Source organism: Mesoterricola silvestris (assembly GCF_030295405.1).
GTDB classification, from domain to species: Bacteria; Acidobacteriota; Holophagae; order Holophagales; family Holophagaceae; genus Mesoterricola; species Mesoterricola silvestris.
In genome coordinates this window covers 2,272,987-2,292,132 of sequence record NZ_AP027080.1, presented here as the reverse complement: position 1 = coordinate 2,292,132, position 19,146 = coordinate 2,272,987, and the positions used below count along the sequence as shown (strand labels likewise).

At 69.6% G+C, this 19,146-nt stretch carries 24 protein-coding genes; 9 read left to right on the top strand and 15 right to left on the bottom strand.

Translation table 11 applies throughout. The annotated features are described in order from the left end of the window. Nucleotides 1-124 precede the first annotated feature (124 nt). Nucleotides 125-619, top strand: a complete 495-nt coding sequence (locus tag R2J76_RS09920; protein ID WP_316415689.1) for a ferritin — start codon at nucleotides 125-127, stop codon at nucleotides 617-619. Between the two features lie 4 nt (nucleotides 620-623). Further along, the gene (gene dmeF / locus R2J76_RS09915; RefSeq protein WP_316415688.1) at nucleotides 624-1,559 is read left to right on the top strand and encodes a CDF family Co(II)/Ni(II) efflux transporter DmeF; all 936 of its coding nucleotides are present in this window, start codon (nucleotides 624-626) and stop codon (nucleotides 1,557-1,559) included. Here the strand turns inward: dmeF and R2J76_RS09910 are convergent. The 11 genes from R2J76_RS09910 to R2J76_RS09860 all read right to left on the bottom strand — a co-directional run bounded on the left by R2J76_RS09910 (nucleotide 1,513) and on the right by R2J76_RS09860 (nucleotide 8,351). Beyond that, the gene (locus R2J76_RS09910; RefSeq protein ID WP_316415687.1) at nucleotides 1,513-2,142 is read right to left on the bottom strand and encodes a fused DSP-PTPase phosphatase/NAD kinase-like protein; all 630 of its coding nucleotides are present in this window, start codon (nucleotides 2,140-2,142) and stop codon (nucleotides 1,513-1,515) included. The two genes, dmeF and R2J76_RS09910, sit on opposite strands and share 47 nt — an antisense overlap. A gap of 82 nt (nucleotides 2,143-2,224) precedes the next feature. Continuing rightward, the gene (locus tag R2J76_RS09905; protein ID WP_316415686.1) at nucleotides 2,225-2,494 is read right to left on the bottom strand and encodes a EutN/CcmL family microcompartment protein; all 270 of its coding nucleotides are present in this window, start codon (nucleotides 2,492-2,494) and stop codon (nucleotides 2,225-2,227) included. A gap of 10 nt (nucleotides 2,495-2,504) precedes the next feature. Next, a complete protein-coding gene (locus R2J76_RS09900) occupies nucleotides 2,505-2,765 on the bottom strand; it encodes a EutN/CcmL family microcompartment protein (RefSeq protein WP_316415685.1) in 261 nt (86 codons plus the stop codon). Further along, nucleotides 2,756-3,352, bottom strand: coding sequence for a BMC domain-containing protein (locus R2J76_RS09895; RefSeq protein WP_316415684.1), 597 nt, complete (start codon nucleotides 3,350-3,352; stop codon nucleotides 2,756-2,758). Before R2J76_RS09895 ends, R2J76_RS09900 begins: the two co-directional genes overlap by 10 nt. 20 nt (nucleotides 3,353-3,372) lie before the next feature. Beyond that, nucleotides 3,373-4,758, bottom strand: a complete 1,386-nt coding sequence (locus R2J76_RS09890; RefSeq protein ID WP_316415683.1) for an aldehyde dehydrogenase family protein — start codon at nucleotides 4,756-4,758, stop codon at nucleotides 3,373-3,375. Between the two features lie 17 nt (nucleotides 4,759-4,775). Then, nucleotides 4,776-5,066, bottom strand: coding sequence for a EutN/CcmL family microcompartment protein (locus R2J76_RS09885; protein WP_316415682.1), 291 nt, complete (start codon nucleotides 5,064-5,066; stop codon nucleotides 4,776-4,778). An 18-nt stretch (nucleotides 5,067-5,084) separates the two neighbouring features. Then, nucleotides 5,085-5,375: an ethanolamine utilization microcompartment protein EutM gene (eutM, locus tag R2J76_RS09880; protein ID WP_316415681.1), complete on the bottom strand. Its 291-nt coding sequence runs from the start codon at nucleotides 5,373-5,375 to the stop codon at nucleotides 5,085-5,087. A 30-nt stretch (nucleotides 5,376-5,405) separates the two neighbouring features. Further along, on the bottom strand, nucleotides 5,406-6,047 hold the full coding sequence (locus tag R2J76_RS09875; protein ID WP_316415680.1) for a BMC domain-containing protein: 642 nt from the start codon (nucleotides 6,045-6,047) through the stop codon (nucleotides 5,406-5,408). Between the two features lies 1 nt (nucleotide 6,048). Continuing rightward, the gene (gene deoC / locus R2J76_RS09870) at nucleotides 6,049-6,696 is read right to left on the bottom strand and encodes a deoxyribose-phosphate aldolase (RefSeq protein WP_394366832.1); all 648 of its coding nucleotides are present in this window, start codon (nucleotides 6,694-6,696) and stop codon (nucleotides 6,049-6,051) included. Between the two features lie 127 nt (nucleotides 6,697-6,823). Then, entirely contained in the window at nucleotides 6,824-7,324 is a 501-nt protein-coding gene (rpiB, locus tag R2J76_RS09865; RefSeq protein WP_316415678.1) for a ribose 5-phosphate isomerase B, read from the bottom strand. Between the two features lie 103 nt (nucleotides 7,325-7,427). Beyond that, nucleotides 7,428-8,351 carry a serine hydrolase gene (locus tag R2J76_RS09860; RefSeq protein WP_316415677.1) on the bottom strand — a complete coding sequence of 308 codons (924 nt, stop codon included), beginning with the start codon at nucleotides 8,349-8,351 and terminating at the stop codon, nucleotides 7,428-7,430. Nucleotides 8,352-8,560: 209 nt separating this feature from the next. Here R2J76_RS09860 and R2J76_RS09855 point away from each other — a divergent pair, with 209 nt between their 5' ends. The 3 genes from R2J76_RS09855 to R2J76_RS09845 all read left to right on the top strand — a co-directional run bounded on the left by R2J76_RS09855 (nucleotide 8,561) and on the right by R2J76_RS09845 (nucleotide 11,722). After that, entirely contained in the window at nucleotides 8,561-9,115 is a 555-nt protein-coding gene (locus R2J76_RS09855) for a cupin domain-containing protein (protein WP_316415676.1), read from the top strand. An 83-nt stretch (nucleotides 9,116-9,198) separates the two neighbouring features. Next, nucleotides 9,199-10,860 (top strand): AMP-binding protein, encoded by a 1,662-nt coding sequence (locus R2J76_RS09850; RefSeq protein ID WP_394366831.1) that lies wholly within the window; start codon nucleotides 9,199-9,201, stop codon nucleotides 10,858-10,860. An 85-nt stretch (nucleotides 10,861-10,945) separates the two neighbouring features. After that, nucleotides 10,946-11,722: a phosphatase PAP2 family protein gene (locus tag R2J76_RS09845; RefSeq protein WP_316415674.1), complete on the top strand. Its 777-nt coding sequence runs from the start codon at nucleotides 10,946-10,948 to the stop codon at nucleotides 11,720-11,722. A 30-nt stretch (nucleotides 11,723-11,752) separates the two neighbouring features. On the opposite strand, the gene R2J76_RS09840 is transcribed toward R2J76_RS09845, so the two are convergent. Beyond that, nucleotides 11,753-12,367 (bottom strand): PAS domain-containing protein, encoded by a 615-nt coding sequence (locus R2J76_RS09840; protein WP_316415673.1) that lies wholly within the window; start codon nucleotides 12,365-12,367, stop codon nucleotides 11,753-11,755. Nucleotides 12,368-12,432: 65 nt separating this feature from the next. Then, nucleotides 12,433-13,740, bottom strand: a complete 1,308-nt coding sequence (locus tag R2J76_RS09835; RefSeq protein WP_316415672.1) for a dicarboxylate/amino acid:cation symporter — start codon at nucleotides 13,738-13,740, stop codon at nucleotides 12,433-12,435. 161 nt (nucleotides 13,741-13,901) lie between these two features. On the opposite strand from R2J76_RS09835, the gene R2J76_RS09830 reads away from it, so the two are divergent. From R2J76_RS09830 to R2J76_RS09820, 3 genes are read left to right on the top strand one after another with little or no spacing between them, the layout of a single operon-like run. After that, on the top strand, nucleotides 13,902-15,725 hold the full coding sequence (locus R2J76_RS09830; protein ID WP_316415671.1) for a nuclease-related domain-containing DEAD/DEAH box helicase: 1,824 nt from the start codon (nucleotides 13,902-13,904) through the stop codon (nucleotides 15,723-15,725). Further along, the gene (locus tag R2J76_RS09825; RefSeq protein ID WP_316415670.1) at nucleotides 15,722-16,777 is read left to right on the top strand and encodes a helix-turn-helix transcriptional regulator; all 1,056 of its coding nucleotides are present in this window, start codon (nucleotides 15,722-15,724) and stop codon (nucleotides 16,775-16,777) included. Before R2J76_RS09830 ends, R2J76_RS09825 begins: the two co-directional genes overlap by 4 nt. A gap of 19 nt (nucleotides 16,778-16,796) precedes the next feature. Then, on the top strand, nucleotides 16,797-17,105 hold the full coding sequence (locus tag R2J76_RS09820) for a carboxymuconolactone decarboxylase family protein (protein WP_316415669.1): 309 nt from the start codon (nucleotides 16,797-16,799) through the stop codon (nucleotides 17,103-17,105). Between the two features lie 419 nt (nucleotides 17,106-17,524). On the opposite strand, the gene R2J76_RS09815 is transcribed toward R2J76_RS09820, so the two are convergent. Together R2J76_RS09815 and R2J76_RS09810 are read right to left on the bottom strand one after the other, a co-directional pair. Beyond that, a complete protein-coding gene (locus R2J76_RS09815; RefSeq protein ID WP_316415668.1) occupies nucleotides 17,525-18,226 on the bottom strand; it encodes a hypothetical protein in 702 nt (233 codons plus the stop codon). 51 nt (nucleotides 18,227-18,277) lie between these two features. Further along, complete coding sequence (locus tag R2J76_RS09810; RefSeq protein WP_316415667.1) at nucleotides 18,278-18,679, bottom strand: thiol-disulfide oxidoreductase DCC family protein; 402 nt, start codon at nucleotides 18,677-18,679, stop codon at nucleotides 18,278-18,280. 120 nt (nucleotides 18,680-18,799) lie between these two features. Here R2J76_RS09810 and R2J76_RS09805 point away from each other — a divergent pair, with 120 nt between their 5' ends. Beyond that, nucleotides 18,800-19,138 carry a hypothetical protein gene (locus tag R2J76_RS09805; RefSeq protein ID WP_316415666.1) on the top strand — a complete coding sequence of 113 codons (339 nt, stop codon included), beginning with the start codon at nucleotides 18,800-18,802 and terminating at the stop codon, nucleotides 19,136-19,138. Nucleotides 19,139-19,146: the final 8 nt, after the last annotated feature.

Here is a 19,146-nt window from a genome sequence, read left to right as displayed (position 1 = left end):
ACAAGGGCCCCGGAGGGCAACCTCAGCATGTTGCATTACTCCTTTTCCTTCAAGGCCCCCAAGGAGATTTGCAACACCCCGGGAGCCCCTGGCTACAATGAGTCCCAGTTCAAGGAGCTCCGCCATGATCAGCCCAAGGATGCAGGCAGCCCTCAACACCCAGATCAATCTGGAGCAGTACTCCGCCCAGCTCTACCTGGCCATGAGCGCCCATTGCGATGCCCAGAGCTTCAAGGGCTTCGCCCATTGGCTGCGAATCCAGGCCGGGGAGGAGACGGCTCACGCCATGAAGCTCATCCAGTTCGTCCTGGACCGGAACGGCAAGCTGGAGCTCCAGCCCATCGCCGCGCCCCCCACCGACTTCGGCGGGGTGATCCAGGTCTTCGAGAAGACCCTGGACCACGAGAAGGGGATCACCGCCAAGATCAATGCCCTGTTCGAGCTGGCCCGGTCCGAGAAGGACTACGCCAGCGAGATCACCCTCCAGTGGTACGTCACAGAGCAGGTAGAGGAGGAATCGAACGTGGGGCAGATCGTGGACCACCTCCGGGCGGTGGGCGATCAGGGGGGCGGGATCTGGTACCTGGATTCCCGCATGGGCAAACGTACGGCAAAGTAGGGGCATGACCCCCGCCCAAGCCCCCGAGGCCCCCCACTCCCATATTTTCGATCAAGGCAACCAGGCAGGTGAACGAGGCACCCGCCTCGTCATGGCCATCACGGCCCTCATGATGGCCGTGGAGGTGGTGGCCGGATGGCGCTTCAATTCCATGGCCCTTCTGGCCGACGGCTGGCACATGAGCTCCCACGCCGTGGCCATCGGCGTGAGCGCCTTCGCCTACGCCATGGCCCGCCGCCACGCCGGGGACCGCCGGTTCGCGTTCGGCACCTGGAAGATCGAGATCCTGGGCGGCTTCGCCAGCGCCCTGTTCCTGCTGGGCGTGGCGGCCTGGATGGTGCTGGGCTCCGCCCAGCGCCTCCTGGACCCCACGCCCATCCACTACCGGCAGGCCATCGCCGTGGCCGTGGTGGGACTCGCCGTCAACGTGGCCTGCGCCCTCATCCTGGGCCGGGCCCATGACCACGGGCACGGCCATGACCACGGCCACGGCCATGACCTGAACCTGCGCTCGGCCTACCTGCACGTCATCGCCGACGCGGCCACCTCCGTCCTGGCCATCCTGGCCCTGGCCGGGGGCATGGCGGCGGGCTGGGCCTGGCTGGACCCCGTCATGGGCTTCGCCGGCGCCATCCTGGTGGCCGTGTGGGCCGTGGGCCTCCTGCGGGACACGACCCGGGTCCTGCTGGACGCGGAAATGGATCACCCGGTCGTGGATGAGATCCGCGAGGTGGTGGCCGGCCACCCGGAGTGGGGCGGCGTCACCGACCTCCACGTGTGGCGCGTGGGCAAGGCCAGCTACGCCTGCATCCTCGCCCTGGAGGGGGGCGGGGGGGGCGTGACGCCAGCGGCCGTCCGGGAGGCCGTCGGGGTCCATGGGGAACTGGTGCACATCACCGTGGAACTGGGAGGGAACCGAGGCGGGGCTTGTACCGGATGAGGAAACGGCCCTTCTCGGCGGTATCCGAGAAGCTGCTGCCCGCGAGGAGAAGCCGCGTGCAGGCCCGGGCCCGGTCATTGGACCAGTGCTCGAATTCCATGCGGTAGACGGCCACGAACAGCTCGGTGCGGCCGATGCCGTGGTAGCAGTGGATGAGCGCGGGGCGGTTGGCGGGGTCGCGCATGATCTCCAGGAACCGGTCCACGGTGGCCTGGGTGGGCACCTGGGGCGTCGGCAGGTGGATGTGGCGCACGCCGATGCCTTCCAGGGCCTGGGCCTCCTGGGCGATGGTGGCCCTGTCCGTGGTGTTGGTGCTGTCCTCCCCGGGATTGAAGGTGCGCAGATCGATGACGGATTTCAGGCCCAGTTCCCGGGCCACCTTCAGGAGATCGGCGGGGGGCATGGCCCCGGACTGGTACACCTGGCCCCGGGTGACGGTTCCCAGGCGGTGAAGGACGCGGATGTGATAGAGGGACCAGGAGCCCAGCCCCACCAGGACGGTCAAGGCCGCGAGGCCCAGGGCCCGGAGGATTTTCGTGAAGGCGGACCCGGGCCCTTGCTTGTGCATTTCGTGCCGTCCCATGAGATTTCCAATCCAGTGTGACGGGGCCGGCCCTCATCCGGAACCTCTATTCACGGCGTTCGCAACATCCGGGGCTATTTTCCTACTGCCGCTCCACCCGGTCCACGTGTGCGATGATCACCACGTTGGCGGGGCAATCCTTCATTCCCGCCACGTCGTCCACGGCCCCCCCGTTGCGCGCCACCAGGACCCGGTCCCCGGGGCCCGCCTGCACCCCGTCCAGGGCCACCAGGGTCCGGTCGCCGGGGGTGCCGTCCTCGAGCACCTCGCGCACGAGCAGGAGCTTGCGGCCCTTGAAGAAGGCGATCTTCTCGGTGGCCACGACGGGGGCGATCACTTCGGCGATGAACATGGCGCCCTCCTCAGGTGGCCGAGTCCACGAGGCCCACGATGCAGGCGTCGATGGCCCCGTAGCCGCCGGGGAGGGCCTTGGGGGCCTCCCGGGCGTCGATGTACATGACCAGGTCCCCGTCCCGGGAGGCCACCAGGTCCACGGCCACCAGGGGCTCGCCCAGGGACCGGCCCCCGGCGTCCACGGCCTGGATCATGCGGAAGGTGTATCCCGCAAGGGACTCCAGCTTGCGGGAAGCCACCACCAGGCCCTTGACGCGCGCTAGAAGCATGAGCTCTCCAGGCCTTCCAGGACGAGGCCCTGGATGATGTCGTGGGGGCGGGCCAGGATCTCGCTGTGCACGAAGGCCGCCTCCTCCCGGAGCAGCTCCTCCGCCGAGGCCAGCGCCGCCTCCACTTCCGAGAGGTCGCCCGTGAAGGTGAAGTAGCCCTTGCCGCCCAGGTCCAGGTTGTAGGTCAGCTCCAGGAGCCGCACGGCGGTGGTCTTCACGGCGCGGTCCGCGGCCTGCACCAGGGCGGCCAGGGCCTGGCCCTCCACGATGCCCACGGCGTCGGTGTGGAGCTCGACGCTCTTCTCCTTCTGGAGGGCGGCGAGCACCTGGGGGTGCAGGTTGGGGATGTAGGTCCAGGACACCAGGAAGGGATCGGAGTGCAGGTGGCCCTCCTCCACGGCCTCCAGGAGATCGGCTTCCATGCCGGTGAGGTGGATCATGAACTTGCCGGCGCCCACGGGGCCCGCCTTGAGCAGGCGCACCTCCGCCTTCTTGAGCATGAGGTCGGCCACCTGCAGCCCCTTGGCGATGCTGGAGAGCTCGAGGATGCCGAGGGTGGGGACCAGATTCGGGTTCGCAGTGGCCATGGGGGGGTCCAGTCGCAGGTTCAGACGATGCGGAAGTGGTCCTTGAGGGTGCAGCGGCGGCGCCGGGCGAAGTGCGCGGCGTTGGTGAGGCCCTCCCCGGTGGGGGAGGCGATGGTGAAGGAGGTGGAGCCCGGCCCCTCGAAGCCCAGGCCGTTGAAGTTGGGCCCGTTCTTCACGAAGATCGAGCAGTCCACGGCCCGCGCCATGCGGTCCAGGTGATCGATGTTCTTGGAGTACATGCTGGCGGTGTGGCGGAAGCCGTGCTCGGCCTTCAGGGCCATGGCGATGGCCTCGTGCACGTCCCGGGCGCGGGTGAACCCGATGACCGGCATGAGCAGCTCGGCCTGGATGAAGGGGTGGTCGAAGGGCACGTCCGCGAAGATCAGCCTGGGCTCGCCGGAGAAGGCCACGCCCGCGGCCCGCAGGATGTGGCTGGCGTCCTTGCCCACGAAGTGCTTGTGGGGGTGGTGCCCGTCCACCACGGTGCGCTCCACCGCCGCGATGTCGGCGCCCCGCAGCTCGTGGGCGCCGGCGGCCACCATGCAGGCCTTGAGCCGGTCCGCGATGGCCTCCACGGCGATGACTTCCTTCTCGCAGATGCACACGACGTTGTTGTCGAAGGAGGCCCCGGCCACGATGCCGCGGCCGGCCTGCTCCAGGTCCGCGGTCTCGTCCACCACCACGGGGGGGTTGCCGGGACCGCCGGCGATGACCTTCTTGCCCGAGGCGAAGGCGGCCTTGACCACGGCGGGCCCGCCCGTGACCACCAGGAGGCGGATGCCGGGGGCCTTCATGAGCTCGGCGGCGGACTCCAGGGTGGGTTCGGTGACGCAGGCCAGGAGGTTGGCGGGGGCGCCCTCGGCCACCAGGAGCCGGTTCATGAGGTCGATGGTGAAGGCGTTGGTGCGCTTGGCGCCCGGATGGGCGTTGAAGACCACCGCGTTGCCCGCCGAGAGCATGCCGATGCCGTTGTTGATGACGGTCTCGGAAGGGTTGGTGGAGGGGGTGATGGAACCGATGACGCCCCAGGGGGCCAGCTCCTCCAGCGTCAGGCCGTGCTGGCCCGAGACGGCCTCGGCCCGGAGCACTTCGGGGCCGGGGGTCTTGTTGATGACCAGGAGGTTCTTCTTGATCTTGTCCTCCACGCGGCCCATGCCGGTCTCGTCCACGGCGAGCTCGGCCAGTTCCCGGGCGTGGCGCCGGAGCCCCACGCGCAGTTCCTGGATGATCTCCGCGCGCCGTTCCAGGCCGATGGCCCGGAACGCCTGGAAGGCGGCCTCGGCGGCGGCGATGGCCGACGGGATGTCTGGGAAGCAGCCCATCTGCGGTCCCGGCGCCGGGGCGCCCTCCAGTTCGCGGAGGACGCGTTCGGCGATCTTCGAGACCAGGGCGCGATCGATTTCCATAGGTCAGCCTCTGGGGGTCAGGATTTCTTGTAGACCTCGCCGCCCTCGAACTGGATGGCGTCCACGATGCCGATGACGACGGCGTCCACGGGCCGGCCTTCGCTCACGGGCGTCATGCGGGCCGAGGAGCCCTGGCACACGATGACCCATTCGCCGGAACCGGCGCCGACGCTGTCGGAGGCCACGATGGGGTTGCCCTTGGCCTGGCCCGCGGGGTCTACCGGCTGGATCAGGAGCAGCTTGTGGCCGGCGAGGGCGCCGACCTTCTGGCTGGCGACGACGTCGCCCACCACTTTGGCGATCAACATGGCCCGCCTCCGGGGTGCCTAGGCGTTGGCTTCGAGGCGGCCCAGGGGCAGGACGGAGTCCACGTTCTCGTGGGGGCGCGGGATGACGTGGACGGACACGATCTCGCCCACCTTCTGGGCGGCCAGGGATCCGGCTTCCACGGCGGCCTTCACCGCCGCGACGTCGCCGCGGATGATGGCGGTGACGAAGCCGCCGCCGATCTTCTCGTAGCCGACGAGCTGCACCCGGGCAGCCTTCAGCATCGCGTCGCTGGCTTCAACCATGGCGACGAAACCCTTGGTTTCGATCATGCCGAGCGCTTCACTCATGGGTCTCTCCCTGGAGTTGGGGTGGGTGGATCAGGCCTTGGTCCGGTACGGACGGCCGTGGATGGAATTGATCGCGTCGATTGCGGCCTTCATTGCACTGTCGATCTCGGATTCGCTGCCGGCCATCATCAGGCGCCCCACCGCCCCGTAGGGCTTGAGGTCGATGAGGGAGACGTCCGCGGCCTTCTCGGCCTCGTTGGCGGCCAACACCGCGTAGGCGGCGGGGTCGCACTCGAACAGGAACAGCGACTGCCCGGGCAGGATCATGTGCCCGTAGCGGTTGCGGTTGATGATCTGGGCGTGCATGGGCTCCACGGAGCGGATCACCTCGCAGGTGGCCACGTAGGGGGTGAGGCGGTCGGCCTCCACCAGCCCGAAGCTGCCGATGGCGGCTTCGCCCGCCACCCGCACTTCGCCCTTGTCGTAGGCGTGCACCTCGAGCATGCCGAAGGTGCGCTCCACCACCTGGGCCGCGGGCTGCACGTTGGCGGCCTTGAGGGCCACGTCGGTCATCTTGTTGATGGCGATGCCGGGGGCCACTTCGATGTAGACCGAGGCCTGCTCCTTGAGGGGCGGGAAGCCCCGGGAGCCCAGCCCCACGAAGGCCGCCAGCTGCGGCTGCAGGGAATCGATGAAGCAGTAGGCCCTGAGGGTCAGATCGCCGTCGGCCATGTCAGTACCCCTTCCCTTCGCCACCGGTGACGATGGCCACGCCTGAACTGGCCCCGATGCGCGTGGCGCCCGCGGCGATCATCTTCTTCGCGTCGGCCAGGCTGCGCACGCCGCCCGAGGCCTTCACGCCCATGCGCGGGCCCACCGTGCGCCGCATCAGCGCGATGTCGGCCTCGGTGGCGACGCTGCCCTTGGCGAAGCCCGTGGAGGTCTTCACGAAGGTCGCCCCGGCGTTCTTGCAGATGGTGCAGGCCGTGACCTTCTCCTCGTCGGTGAGGAGGCCGGTCTCCAGGATCACCTTGGTGGTCTTGTTGCGGGCGGCCTGGACCACGGCGCGCACGTCCTTCTCCACCAGGGCCAGGTCCCCGGACTTGAGGGCGCCGATATTGATGACCATGTCGATCTCGTCGGCGCCGTTGGCGATGGCTTCGCGGGTCTCGTAGGCCTTGGAGCGGGTGTCCATGGCGCCCAGGGGGAAGCCCACCACGCAGCACACCTTCACCTTGGAACCGCGGAGCAGGTCGCGGCAGCGGGACACCCAGGAGGTATTCACGCACACCGAGCAGAAGCCGTACTGGCGGGCCTCGGCGCAGAGGGTCTCCACTTCCGCGGCGGTGGCCTCGGGCTTGAGCAGGGTGTGGTCGATCATGGCCGCCAGGGCCGTGTCGATGGCGCCCGGGGCCTTGCCGGCCTCCGGAGCCGTGCCGTCCAGCGCCTTCAGGACTTCCTTGGTGATGATGTCTACCAGCTTCTTTTCATCCATCTCGACTCCACGTTCAGCTTTCGATCTTTTCCACCCGCTTCTGGTGCCGTCCGCCCTCGTAGGGGGTCGCCAACCAGGTCAGGACCATCTGCTCCACCACCTCGGGCGGATTGGCCCCCGCCCCAAGGGTGAGGACGTTGGCGTTGTTGTGCTGGCGGGAATTGAGGATGGTCTTCAGGTCGTAGCAGAGCGCGGCCCGGATGCCCGGGAAGCGGTTGCACGCCATGGAGGAGCCGATGCCCGCCCCGTCGATCATGATCCCCATTTCGCACGCGCCCCCCAGCACCGCCCGGGCCACGGCCTTGGCGAAATCCGGGTAGTCGCAGGCGGTCTTGTCCGGGCAGCCCACGTCCAGCACCCCGAAGCCCTTGGCCTCCAGCAGGCCGGCCAGGCGCTTCTTCAGGTCGAAGCCGCCGTGATCCGAGCCCAGGGCGACCCGGCGCTGGGCCCCGCGACGGGAGAGCACCTCCCGCACCACTTCAGAAACGAGCTGCTCGACCCGTTGGGGATCCATGGACGTCCATACGGAAGAATTCAGGTCAGCGGACCTGGTCAGTCCGCGGGGAACCCGGGGCAAGGAAAAATTTTTGCCTGTCGGGGGAAAAACAAGCCTAACACTACCTCCGGTGGGAGACAACCCGTAAACGGGGCCGCCGGTGGCGCCTGGCGCGCGCGGGACGCTCGCGGCGCTCCGGGGCGGGGCCCTCCATCCATTCCCGGATGCGGTTGGCGTCGTCGAAGCGGGAGTGCCGGCCCGTGGCGTCCAGGAGGACGATGAGGACGGGCCGCTGGGCCAGCTGGGCCTGCATCACCAGGCACTGTCCGGACTCGTCGATGAAGCCCGTCTTGGAAAGCCCGATGCTCCAGCGGGAGCTGGCCAGGAGCATGTTGCTGTTGTGGAACTCGATGGGGTGGTGCTTGAAGTCCACGGTGGTGCGGACGCGGGTGGAGAAGGCCCTCACCTGGGGGTGGCGGTGGGCCTGGTCCACGATGCGGGCCATGTCCCAGGCGGAGGCCACGTTGCCGGAGGAGAGTCCCGTGGGGTCCTCGAAGTGGGCCGTGGCAAGGCCCATGGCCCGGGCCTTGGCGTTCATCTCGGCCACGAAGGCCGCCACGCCCCCCGGGTAGGTGCGCGCCAGGGCGTGGGCGGCCCGGTTCTCCGAGGCCATGAGGGCCAGCTGGAGGGCCTGGGACCGCGTGAGCACGGTGCCCACGGGGAGCCGGGAGTGGCTGTGCCGGAGCAGGTCCTTGTCCTCCTCCAGGATGGTCAGGCGCTCCTCCATGTCCACCTTGCTGTCCAGGAGGACCATGGCGGTCATGAGCTTGGTGAGGGAGGCCACGGGCACCACCTCGTCGGAGTGCTTCTGGAGGATCGCCTCCCCCGTCTTCTGGTCCTGCACCAGCACCGAGGCGCTGTGCAGGGCGGGGCGCTGGATGGCCTTGGCCCCCAGGGAGATCCCGCCCAGGAACAGGAGGGCGAAGGTGGCCGCGGCGCGCCGGGCTCGGAAGGAAATCGAAGGGTCCCAGGGGTTCAAGGTCATGGCTGCTCGCGGAGTGGCGCTTCCGGATGAAGCTGGGAAAGGTCAGATCCGGGAACGGGCCCCGAAACTGGGAATTGACTGATGCCAACAAATATACCACCCCGTCCGGGGGCCGGGGGATTCGCGCGACTTTGGCATGGATTGATAAAAGTTATATGGATTGCCCCGGGGCTCCTCCATGTTTAACGATTTCAAGATTGGAGGCGAGCATGCCGGAAGCCATGGAACTGGGTACCCGGATCGCGGCCTTCCGGGAGCGGCTGGGGCTGAGCCGGGCCGAGCTGGCCGCCAACGCCGGCGTCGCGGCAGGCGTGGTGGAGGCGGTGGAGGAGGGCCGCGCCTACCCGCCCCTGGGCACCCTGCTCAAGCTGGCCCGGGCCCTGGGCCAGCGCCCGGGGACCTTCATGGACGACCACTACCGGGAGGATCCCCTCGTCGTCCGGGCAAGCGACCGCCAGCGGGAGGCGCCGGACGCCGTCACGGGTCCCTACCGCTACTTCTCCCTGGGCCGCGGCAAGACCGACCGGCACATGGAGCCCCTGTTCATCGAGGTGGCGCCGGACCCGGCGGAAGCCCCCTCCAGCCACGAAGGCGAGGAGTTCCTCATCGTCCTCGCCGGCGAGGTGGTGGTGCAGTACGGGGACGCCGTCCACACCCTCGGCCCCGGGGACACCATGTACTACAACTCCATCGTCCCCCACCTGGTGCGCGCCGGCGGGGGGCGCCCCGCCTCCCTCTGCGCGGTCATCTTCCAGCCCTTCTGAAAGCCGGAGGTCCCTTGAGCTTCTCCCTGGCCTCCCCGCGGGGCACCGCGCCCGTGTCGGGCCCCTTCACGTCGTCCGTGTCCATGGGCGCCACCCCCGAGGGGCTCCCCGTCACCCGGGACCTCACCATCGGCCAGGCCCTGGACGCCGCCGTGGCCGCCAACCCGGACGGGGACGCGGTGGTGTACGCCGACCGGGACTACCGCCTCACCTGGCGGCAGTTCTCCGACCAGGTGGACCTCATGGCCAAGGGCCTCATGGCCCTGGGCGTCGGGAAGGGGGAGAAGGTGGCGGTTTGGGCCACCAACGTCCCCCACTGGGTGACCCTCCAGTTCGCAACGGCCCGCATCGGCGCGGTGCTCCTCACGGTGAACACCAACTACAAGTCCACGGAGATCGACTACCTTCTCCGCCAATCCGACACGGAGAACCTCTTCATCATCGACGGCGTGCGGGACACCGACTACGTGGCCACCCTCTTCGAGCTGGTGCCCGAGCTCAGGGACCACCCCAGGGGCCAGCTGCGGTCCCCGCGCTTCCCCAGCCTCCGGCGCGTGGTCTTCCTGGGGGCCCAGAAGCACAGAGGCATGTACGCCGTGCCCGAGGTGCTGGCCCTGGCCCGCACCGTGCCGGACGAGGACTACCGGGCCCGCCAGGCCGGGCTGCGCAGCGGCGACGTGATCAACATGCAGTACACCTCCGGCACCACCGGCTTCCCCAAGGGCGTCCAGCTCACCCACCACAACATCCTCAACAACGGGTTCTGGATCGGCCACAACCAGAATCTCACCCGCCTGGACCGGGTGTGCATCCCGGTGCCGCTCTTCCACTGCTTCGGGTGCGTGCTGGGGGTCATGGCCTGCGTGAGCCACGGGTCCACCCTGGTGCTCCTGGAGAAGTACGACCCGGTGACGGTGATGATGAGCGTGGAGCGGGAGGCCTGCACGGCCCTCTACGGCGTGCCCACGATGTTCATCAACGTCCTGGAGCACCCGCTCTTCCCGAAATTCGACTTCAGCAGCCTGCGGACCGGGATCATGGCCGGCTCCCCCTGCCCCGTGAAGACCATGCGCGCCTGCGTGGACCGCATGCACATGTCCGAACTGACCATCTGCTACGGCCTCACGGAATCCAGCCCCGTGGTCACCCAGACCCGCTTCGACGAGCCCAGCCTGGAGGTGAAGTGCGCCACCGTGGGCCGGGCCATGCCCGGCATCGAGATGGCGGTGGTCACGGAATCCGGCGAGGTGGCCGCCCTGGGCGAGCAGGGGGAGCTCTGCAGCCGGGGCTACACCACCATGGCGGGCTACTACCGCATGCCCGACGAGACCCGCCAGTGCGTGGACGCCGACGGCTGGCTCCACTCGGGCGACATCGGCACCATGGACGCCGAAGGCTACTACCGCGTCACCGGACGCCTCAAGGACATGATCATCCGCGGCGGCGAGAACATCTACCCCAAGGAGCTGGAGGAGTACATCCACCACCTGGAGGGCGTCTCAGACGTGCAGGTGGTGGGCGTCCCCAGCGCCCGGTACGGCGAGCAGTGCGCCGCCTTCATCATCCTCCGCCCCGGCGCCGACCTCTCCGAAGCCGACGTCCAGGACTTCTGCCGCGGCCGCATCGCCTGGTACAAGATCCCCCGCTTCGTGGCCTTCGTGGAGGCCTACCCCATGACCGCCAGCGGCAAGATCCAGAAGTACCTCCTGCGCGAAGAGGCCGCGCGCCGGTGGCCCTCGGCGTAGCCGCGGCCCCGCCCGCCAGGGAAACCCGGTTATATTGGGCATTACAACCCCAAGACTCCGAAGGTTTCACGGAAGGACGAGGCACATGAAGGCAATCGCACTCCTGGCACTTCCCATGCTGCTGCTGGCCGGCTGGACCCCGGCCCAGGCCCAGGCCCGCCGCGGCCGGTACCCGGAGGCCACCCGCAATTTCGTGGACGCCGCCACCCTGGATCTGTCCGCCCTGCCCGCACCGCCCCTCCCGGGGACCCTGGCCGCCGAGGCCGACCTGGAGACGATCCTCCAGCTCCAGGCCTGGCGCACCGAGGCCGAGGTGGCCTGGGCCCGGGGACTGGACCACCTGGACATCTTCGCCGCCGGCGCCGCCGTGGGGCCCTGGTTCACCCGGGCCGCCCTGCCCCGCTGCGCCCAGTTCCTGGAGGAGGCCCTGGGGGACGGCGAGCACCTGAACAAGGTCGCCAAGCTCACGTTCCGCCGGCTCCGCCCCCCGTACTTCGACGCCCGGGTCAAGCCCTGCGTCCCCATCCTGCCCTGGCCCAAGGGCGAGCCCCCCGCGGGCTTCTACTCCTACCCCAGCGGGCATTCCACCTCCATCTTCATCCTGGTCGAACTCCTGGGCGAGCTCGTCCCCGACCGGCGCGAGGCCCTGACCAAATGGGCCCACAGGGCCGCCTGGAGCCGCATGCTCGCGGGCATGCACTTCCCCTCCGACGACATGGGCGGCAAGCACCTCGCCGCGATCGCCGTGAAGGCCATGAGGACCAACCCAGCCTTCCGGGAGTCCATGGCGGCCTGCGCCCAGGAGATCCAGGCCGCCCGGCCTGCCCAGGGCATCGCACGTGTCCCGGACCTTCGCCACTGATTCGCCGAAGCAGGTCCGGAGCCCGCGCGATCACCCCCCCAGGAGCCGGTCCGCCTCCTCCTGGAGCCGGGCCACGTAGGTGGGGAAGCATTCGGGGCAGAGGCCGTGGGAGAAATCGGCCTCGGAGTTGTCGCGCACGTACTTCTCCAGCACCTCCCAGTACCCTTGGTCGTTCTTGATCTTCTTGCAGCACATGCAGATGGGGAGGAGGCCCTGGAGGGTGCGGATCCGGGTGGCCTGGGCGGCGGCGAGGGCCTCCTGGGCCTCCACGCGGTCGGTGATATCGGTGCAGCTGCCGATGAAGCCCGCGAAGGCCCCGTCCGCGCCGAACATGGGCGTGCCCCGGTCGGAGATCCACCGCCAGGCGCCGTCGTGGCGCCGCAGGCGGTACTCCATCTCGAAGGGCGCGTGGCGGCCGAAGTGGTCCAGGTAAAGGTCCAGGCACCGCTGGAGATCCTCCGGGTGCACGCCCTCGGCCCAGCCGTTGCCCAGCTCCTGGGCCAGGGTGCGCCCGGTGAAGTCCAGCCACCGGGAATTGAAGTAGTCGCACAGGGCGTCGGTGCCCGCCCTCCAGATGAGGATCGGGGCCTGCTCGACCAGGACCGCGTATTCGCCGGGCTGGAGGATGGGTTCTGTGGAGGACATGGGGACACCTGCCGGGGATCAGCCATGGTAGCGGCCTCCGGGCGGGCCGGGGCATCAAGATTCCGTCAAGAAGAGGGTTCCAGGTCCTCCTCCTCCGTCCCGCCCTCCCCTTCCCGGAACACCCCCTCCCACCGGGCGACGACCGCGCTGGCCAGGCCGTTGCCCGTGACATTGACGGTGGTGCGGGCCATGTCCATGATCTCGTCCACCGCCAGGATCATGGCCACGCCGGCCTCCCCGGGCAGGCCGAAGCTGGCGCAGGTGGCGGCGATGATCACGAGGGTCGCCCGGGGCACCCCCGCCACCCCCTTGGAGGTGAGCATGAACATCACCATCATGGAGATCTGCTGGCCCAGGGTCATGGAAATGCCTGCCGCCTGGGCGATAGCCAGGCTGGCGAGCACCAGGTAGAGGGTGGACCCGTCCAGGTTGAAGCTGTAGCCCGTGGGGATGACGAAGCTCGCCACCCGCCGGGGAACGCCGAAGCGCACCATCTCCTCCAGGAGCTTGGGCAGGGCCGCTTCGCTGGAGGCGGTGGAGTAGGCGGTGAGGGCCGGGTCCTTGATGGCCCGGAAGAAGCCCAGGACCGGGATGCGGAAGGTCAGCATGACCGGGATGAAAACCAGCACCACCAGGAGGATCAGGGCCAGGTACAGGCTCCCCACCAGCTTGGCGTACTGCCCCAGCAGGTGGCCCACGGCGGCCCAACCCTGCACGAACACGCCGTTGACGGCCTGCCCCGCGGCCATGTGGCTGACGTTGTAGGCCATGGCGCCGAAGACGCCCAGCGGGGTGAGGGTCATGATCATATCGGTGTACTTGAACATCACCTGCGCCAGCCCCTCGAAGAAGGCCAGCACGGGCCGGCCCTTGTCGGGCACCCGGGTGAGGGCGATGCCGATGAGCGCCGAGAACACCACCACCGGAAGCACGTCGGCCTCGGCGGCGTGCTTGAAGAAATTCGTGGGGAAGGCGTGGAGGGCCACCTCCCACCCGGATTTCTGCACCGCCAGCGCCAGGTGCTCCGTGGCCTTCAGGGGCAGGCCCGCGCCGGGGCGGATCCAGTTGGCCACGAAGAGCCCGATGGCCAGGGCCAGGGTGGTGACGACCTCGAAATACAGCAGGGCCTTGCCGCCCATGCGCCCCACCGCCTTGATGTCCCCGGTCTGGGCGATGCCCGTGATGACCGTGGCCACCAGGATGGGGACGATGATGCTCTTGATGAGGCTGATGAAGGCCTTGGACAGGAACCGGAAGGATTCATAGGCGAAGGGGTGGCGATCCGCGGGCAGGAAGCCGCCCAGGACGACGCCCATGAGCAGGCCGAAGAAGATCCAGAAGGTGCTTGAGCGAAACCAGGGCTTGCGGATCACGGGGACTCCGGGGGCATGGATATGAAGGATGGGACAAGCATGACAGATCGGCCCGTCCCGGGGATTCAGGGATCGGCCCCGGGGTGTTCGGGAACCCGCTCCGTGGACAGGCCCCTGGCTGGCGTTGGGCGGGGCCATGTGCCAAGATTTCAGCGAAACCCATGCCCATCCTCCACCCCGATCCCCCCCGCATCCCCCCCGGCCTGCACAGCGAACAGGACGTGCTCCGCGCCCTGCGCACCCTGCCCGGGGAGGCCCATGTCTTCGCGCGTCTGCGCATCCTGGACGCGGAGGCCAACCGGGACCGGGAGATCGATTTCCTGGTGGTCCATCCGGAACTGGGGCTGGTCATCATCGAAGTCAAGGGCAGCGGCGTGGAGCCCCAGGGGGATCACTGGGTCCGGCGCCACGGGGGCCGCACGGAACGCCTGGACGAGAGCCCCGGCGAGCAGCTCCTGGCCCAGCAGTACGCCCTCCTCCATTTCCTCAAGGAGGCCGGCGCGGGCTTCGTGCCCCAGATCACCCGGGTGCTGGCCCTGCCCTCCCTGGCGCTGAGGCCGGGCCAGGCCCTGGGGCCGGACCTTCCCGCCAGCCGCATCCTCACCCGGGACAAGCTCTCGCAGCCCTTCCTGGCCCTGCGGGAGGCCGTGACCGGGGGCCTTCCCTGGGAAGAATGGCGCCGGGGACCCGACGCGAGGCATCACGAGGTGCGGCCCGACGCGCTCAAGCGCATCCTGGACGCCATGGTGCCCCAGCTGCTTCCCCCGCCCAGCCTGGCCGAGGTGATGCAGGCCGAAGGCCAGCACCAGGACCGGACGTCGGCCATGTTCCTGAACCACCTGGCCCAGAACTTCAGCCGCGGCCGCTACCACCTCCAGGGCGGACCGGGTTCGGGCAAGTCCCTCCTGGCGCGCCAGGTGACGCGCCTGTGGGCCTCGGAGGGGCGGCGGGTGCTGGTGGTGGCCTTCAACCGGGCCCTCACCTTCGCCACCCAGTGCGCCCTGGACGACCTCATCCGCGCCGACCGGGTCTTCGTGAGCACCTACCACGACCTGGCCGTGAACCTGCTCACCCAGGCCGAACGGCTTCCGGCCTTCGGCAGGGCCGAGGACTTCTTCAACCGGGACGTGCCGGAGGGCATGGAGGCCCTGCTGCGGGAGGGCGCATCCGGCGGCGAACCCGGCTGGGACGCCCTGGTGGTGGACGAGGCCCAGGACCTGGACCCCTCCTGGGTGCGCCCCCTGCTGGGCCTGCTGCGGGATCCGGAAAGGGACCCCACCCTCCTCCTGGAGGACCCGGCCCAGAGCCTCTACCGGGAGGCCCGCCACCACCTGGGCCGCGCGTGGAGGCTCGACCTCAGCCTGCGCCAGAACGCCGCCATCCGCCGCGCCGCCTGCCTCGCCTTCCCCGCCTGCGGGTGGGAACCGCCCCCGGCGGGCCCCGACGAAGGCGCCGTGCTCCTGCGCCGCAGCGCTCCCGCCACCTGGAAGGCCGACCTCGCCGCGCACCTGTCGGACCTGGCCAGGGAGGGGATCCAGAGCCGCCAGGTGCTGATCCTCGCCCCCCACCGCCCGGGCACCCTGGGCCTGAAGGACGGCCAGGAGCTGGGCCCCTGGCGCCTCAACACCGTCCCGGACTGGTGGGAGGGGGACGCCGCGGGCCGGGTCCACATGGGCACGGTGCATGCGTACAAGGGCCTGGAGTCCGACGTGGTGATCTACCTGGCCCCCGCCTACCGGCACCCCGATGGCCCCCGCCTGGCCTACACGGCCTATTCCCGCGCCCGGCACCGCCTCATCGTCCTGGAGGGCGCCCTGGCCGAGCCCGCGGCCCCCAAGGCCCCGCCCGAGGCCCGGGCCCCCGCGCCGCGCCCCGCGGCCCCCCGGGTGCGCACCTTCGCCGAACCCCAGAGGGCGGCGCTCCTGGGAGCCCTGACCGCGGCCAAGGCCTGGAAACCGGCCTCCACGACCGCGGAGGCGCCATGAGCCCCGCCCGGCCCGGCGCGATCCAGACCCAGGGGCTGGTGGGCTCCGACCGGCTCCGGGAGGCCCTCCTGCTGCTCCGGGAGGCCGGCGCCGAGGGCATCAGCCGCGAGAAGCTCCGGCTCCGCATGGGCGGCCTGAACCTGCGCACCGTGGACCGCGCCATCGGCGTGCTGGAGGCCCAGGGCGCCCAGTTCGACCGCCACCGCCGGGGCAGCCCCGCGGTCATCCACTTCGTCCTGCGCAAGGGCCCCACCTGGGACGAGCACGTGTCCAGCGAAGCCCGCATGGCCCTGCGCGTCGCGGGGCTCTCCCTGGCCCAGTGCGGCACCCTCCTCTGGCAGGACCAGTTGGAGGCCCTGGAAGCCTTCGCCAGCGAGCGCATGTCCACCCGGGACCGCCGCCTCTTCGAGAACCTCAAGAAGGCCATCCACGTCCAGGGCGGCGCCGACGACCCCATCGAGGCCCCCGATATCCTCGAGCCCCTCCTCAGGGCCCTGGAGGGCCGGAAGGAGACGGAGGTGGTCTACCAGGCCGCCGGGGCCCCCGCGGCCACCCTGCACCACGTCGTGCCCTACGCCCTCACCCACGATCTCTTCTCAGGCGGCACCTTCCTCCTGGTGTGGGACCCCGCCAAGGGCCTGCCCAAGCACCTGCGCCAGAACCGCATCGTGAGCGTGAAGGTCCTGTCGCGCACCGGGAGCTTCCCGGAGGAGCTCATGGCTCGGACGGCCCGGTACCAGATCGGGGGCTGGACCAGCGCCGGCGCCCCCTTCCGGGTGGAGGCCCTCGTGCGCGGCGCCCACTGGATCCAGGCCTTCCGGGAAGCCCCCCCCGCCCTGCCGGACTTCGAGACCTTCCCGGGCGGGGACGGTGAATCGGTGCGCGTGGCCTTCCGGGCCACCCACCCCAACGGGGCGGCCCGGTGGCTCATGCAGTTCGGCGCCGCGGCGGAGATCCTGGAGCCCGCGTTCCTGCGCGAGGAGGTCCTCGCCCAGTTCCGGAAGGCCGTGGCCGCGTACGAACGGGTCGACGGATCCCCGGAAGGGGCGTAACGTGGCGCCGGAGGTCGCCATGAAGATCCGCGAGAACCTGGACGCCATGATCGCCAAACACCCGGAGATCTACGAGGCCTACGAACGCTACGGCAGGGCCGTCCACGAGCAGGGGGGCCCCCTGGACGAGCGCACCCGCTGGCTCATCAAGCTCGCCGTCTCCGCCTCCCAGGGCCTCGCCAAGGCCCAGATCACCCACATGGCCAAGGCCCGGGCCGCGGGCTGCACGGGGGAGGAGATCGAGCACGCCATCCTCCTCATCGCCCCCACCGCCGGGTTCCCCCGCATGATGGAAGCCATGGAGCGCTTCCGGGAGACCGGCGACTAGGAGCCTGGCTACGCAATCGTACGTGTCCCGGGCTTTCGCCCTGTTTCGTCATCGCCGGCCTAGCCGGCGATGACGGGGGATGCGGAAGAGACGTTGGGGCTGTGCTACGCCCAACTCACTTCGTTGAGCAGAAGGGAATGCGGAAGGAAATGGCTCTCCTGGAAGGCCCAGGCCAGGTGAGCGGCTCCCATGAGTTTGTGGGTTTGCTTCGCGATGGCCCGCTCGGTGCCGGTGCGCGCCGACGCTGAATGCCCTCCTCGCAGCACTCGAAGAGAGGCCCTGAGGTGGGTCGGGGCTAATAGGTGAAAACACAGGCCCAACCATGGGATGAGAGCACTCCGTTGCTGCGGGCTTGGCCCGCAGCAACGAACCGGGGCGAACGTCCGGGACACGTGCGATTACGTAGCCGGGCTCCTGGTTCAGGGCCGGTGGGCAATCAAGCGAACACGCGTACGGGCCACCGCCCCGTGGTGCTCGTAGGTGAAGCCCGTGATGCCGATTCCCGGCGCGAACTCCACCGTCTGCTGGTCCGGATTGGTGCGGAAGTGGGCCGTGAAGGCGGGGAAGGCGGCCCCCCGGGCCACCCCCGGCGCCGAGAACGGCCGCGGCTCGCTGCCTTCCACCACCCAGCAGTACATGCCGTCGTCCCGGTCGGTGGTCCTCGCCCAGGTCTTTCCGGCCCTCAGGGGCAGGTCCAGGAAGGGTTCCTCCCCGGGAGGGGGGTAGGCCCGGTCGGCGAGGAGCTGGTGGGCCTTGGCCGTGGCCCCTTTCAGGCTGCGGCTGGATTCCTGGAAGAGCCGGCCCTTCTTGCAGATGATCACCGAGAAGGAGTTGCCCTTGCCCGGTTCGTACCAGGCCAGATCCATGGGAAACCCCCGCACCACCGCCGCGAAGCCCCCTTCTCCCGGAATGAACTGCAGCACTTCCATCACGTTGCGGACCCGCCCCCCCCGCACCTTCTGGGTGACCGGGGTCGTCCATTCCGCCTCGCCCACGTAGGTCCAGTAGGCTCCCTTATGGAGGGGGAACTGCTGGAGCACGGCCGCCGTGTCCAGGGACGGGCCATCCGCCGCCTGGGGCGACCCGCTGAGGAGCATGGCAAGGAGCATGGGGAAAAGCATGGAAACCCGTATCGCCTTCCATAGTGCCAGAAAAGCCGCCGGGCCGCCCCTTCAGGGGAGGAATCGCGCCCGGGCGGAGGGCGGTACCCGGGGGCAGGGGGAACCGGGCCGCCCGAAAAGACGAATCCGCAGGCGGGCAACCAGGTCATAGGCCCCATCCCTGAACCGCCGGGGCACCCCGCGGGCCAGGAACGCCAGGCAGGCCCAGCCTCCCCCCAGCCCGCGCAGCAGGTGGAGCACCGCTTCGGACCGCACCAGGATCCGCTCCCCGTGGAGGACCACCAGGGTTTCGGGCGCCCGGGCCCCCGGAAAGGCCTCCCGGAAGGCCGCTCCCCCCAGCGGCGCGAAGCGGCAGGTCCCCTCGCGCAGGGCCAGGAAGCGGACCAGGCCGTGGCACAACCCGCAGCGCCCGTCATAGAACAGCAGATCCGGGGGTGCCGGGGCGTTGGCCATGCCCCGATTCTAGCCGGGTGTGACCGCCTGCGCATTTTCCCGCCGGGAGGTAGCCAGCGGCCCCCTCTTCCCTCAAGATCAGGGAAAGGCCGCCCCACGGCCGACCCGCCAGGAGCCCCCGTGAGACCCGAATCCGAAGCCTCCCTCGTCACCGAATCCGTCGCCGAGCTCATCGCCCTGGGCGCCGCCATGGCCGCCAACAATGAAGAGGCCTTCCAGCGCCACAATTTCCGCCTCCACAAGCTGGGCATCCCCCGGGAGGACCGCATCCAGGCCGTCAATATCGCCCTCCAGGTGAAGATGGCCCCCCACCGCAATCTGGTGGAGATGGCCGAGGCCTACCTCACCGGCGGCGCCGAGCCCGAGGGCGGCTGCTGCGGGGGCGAATGCGACTGCGCCGGGGAGGAGGCCGCGGGCTCCTGCTGCGGCGGCGACGAGGGCTGCGGCTGCGGGCACTGACCAGAGCG

Excerpts from the sequence above, each read along its gene's own strand:
- dmeF (WP_316415688.1), top strand. The coding sequence starts at position 624 with ATGACCCCCGCCCAAGCCCCCGAGGCCCCCCACTCCCATATTTTCGAT.
- R2J76_RS09840 (WP_316415673.1), bottom strand. The coding sequence starts at position 12,367 with ATGTCCTCCACAGAACCCATCCTCCAGCCCGGCGAATACGCGGTCCTG.
- R2J76_RS09895 (WP_316415684.1), bottom strand. The coding sequence starts at position 3,352 with ATGGCCACTGCGAACCCGAATCTGGTCCCCACCCTCGGCATCCTCGAG.
- eutM (WP_316415681.1), bottom strand. The coding sequence starts at position 5,375 with ATGAGTGAAGCGCTCGGCATGATCGAAACCAAGGGTTTCGTCGCCATG.
- R2J76_RS09910 (WP_316415687.1), bottom strand. The coding sequence starts at position 2,142 with ATGGGACGGCACGAAATGCACAAGCAAGGGCCCGGGTCCGCCTTCACG.
- R2J76_RS09855 (WP_316415676.1), top strand. The coding sequence starts at position 8,561 with ATGCCGGAAGCCATGGAACTGGGTACCCGGATCGCGGCCTTCCGGGAG.
- R2J76_RS09900 (WP_316415685.1), bottom strand. The coding sequence starts at position 2,765 with ATGCTTCTAGCGCGCGTCAAGGGCCTGGTGGTGGCTTCCCGCAAGCTG.
- R2J76_RS09905 (WP_316415686.1), bottom strand. The coding sequence starts at position 2,494 with ATGTTCATCGCCGAAGTGATCGCCCCCGTCGTGGCCACCGAGAAGATC.
- R2J76_RS09845 (WP_316415674.1), top strand. The coding sequence starts at position 10,946 with ATGAAGGCAATCGCACTCCTGGCACTTCCCATGCTGCTGCTGGCCGGC.
- R2J76_RS09885 (WP_316415682.1), bottom strand. The coding sequence starts at position 5,066 with ATGTTGATCGCCAAAGTGGTGGGCGACGTCGTCGCCAGCCAGAAGGTC.
- rpiB (WP_316415678.1), bottom strand. The coding sequence starts at position 7,324 with ATGGATCCCCAACGGGTCGAGCAGCTCGTTTCTGAAGTGGTGCGGGAG.
- R2J76_RS09850 (WP_394366831.1), top strand. The coding sequence starts at position 9,199 with ATGGGCGCCACCCCCGAGGGGCTCCCCGTCACCCGGGACCTCACCATC.
- deoC (WP_394366832.1), bottom strand. The coding sequence starts at position 6,696 with ATGATCGACCACACCCTGCTCAAGCCCGAGGCCACCGCCGCGGAAGTG.
- R2J76_RS09860 (WP_316415677.1), bottom strand. The coding sequence starts at position 8,351 with ATGACCTTGAACCCCTGGGACCCTTCGATTTCCTTCCGAGCCCGGCGC.
- R2J76_RS09890 (WP_316415683.1), bottom strand. The coding sequence starts at position 4,758 with ATGGAAATCGATCGCGCCCTGGTCTCGAAGATCGCCGAACGCGTCCTC.
- R2J76_RS09825 (WP_316415670.1), top strand. The coding sequence starts at position 15,722 with ATGAGCCCCGCCCGGCCCGGCGCGATCCAGACCCAGGGGCTGGTGGGC.
- R2J76_RS09820 (WP_316415669.1), top strand. The coding sequence starts at position 16,797 with ATGAAGATCCGCGAGAACCTGGACGCCATGATCGCCAAACACCCGGAG.
- R2J76_RS09920 (WP_316415689.1), top strand. The coding sequence starts at position 125 with ATGATCAGCCCAAGGATGCAGGCAGCCCTCAACACCCAGATCAATCTG.
- R2J76_RS09875 (WP_316415680.1), bottom strand. The coding sequence starts at position 6,047 with ATGGCCGACGGCGATCTGACCCTCAGGGCCTACTGCTTCATCGATTCC.
- R2J76_RS09810 (WP_316415667.1), bottom strand. The coding sequence starts at position 18,679 with ATGGCCAACGCCCCGGCACCCCCGGATCTGCTGTTCTATGACGGGCGC.
- R2J76_RS09815 (WP_316415668.1), bottom strand. The coding sequence starts at position 18,226 with ATGCTTTTCCCCATGCTCCTTGCCATGCTCCTCAGCGGGTCGCCCCAG.
- R2J76_RS09830 (WP_316415671.1), top strand. The coding sequence starts at position 13,902 with ATGCCCATCCTCCACCCCGATCCCCCCCGCATCCCCCCCGGCCTGCAC.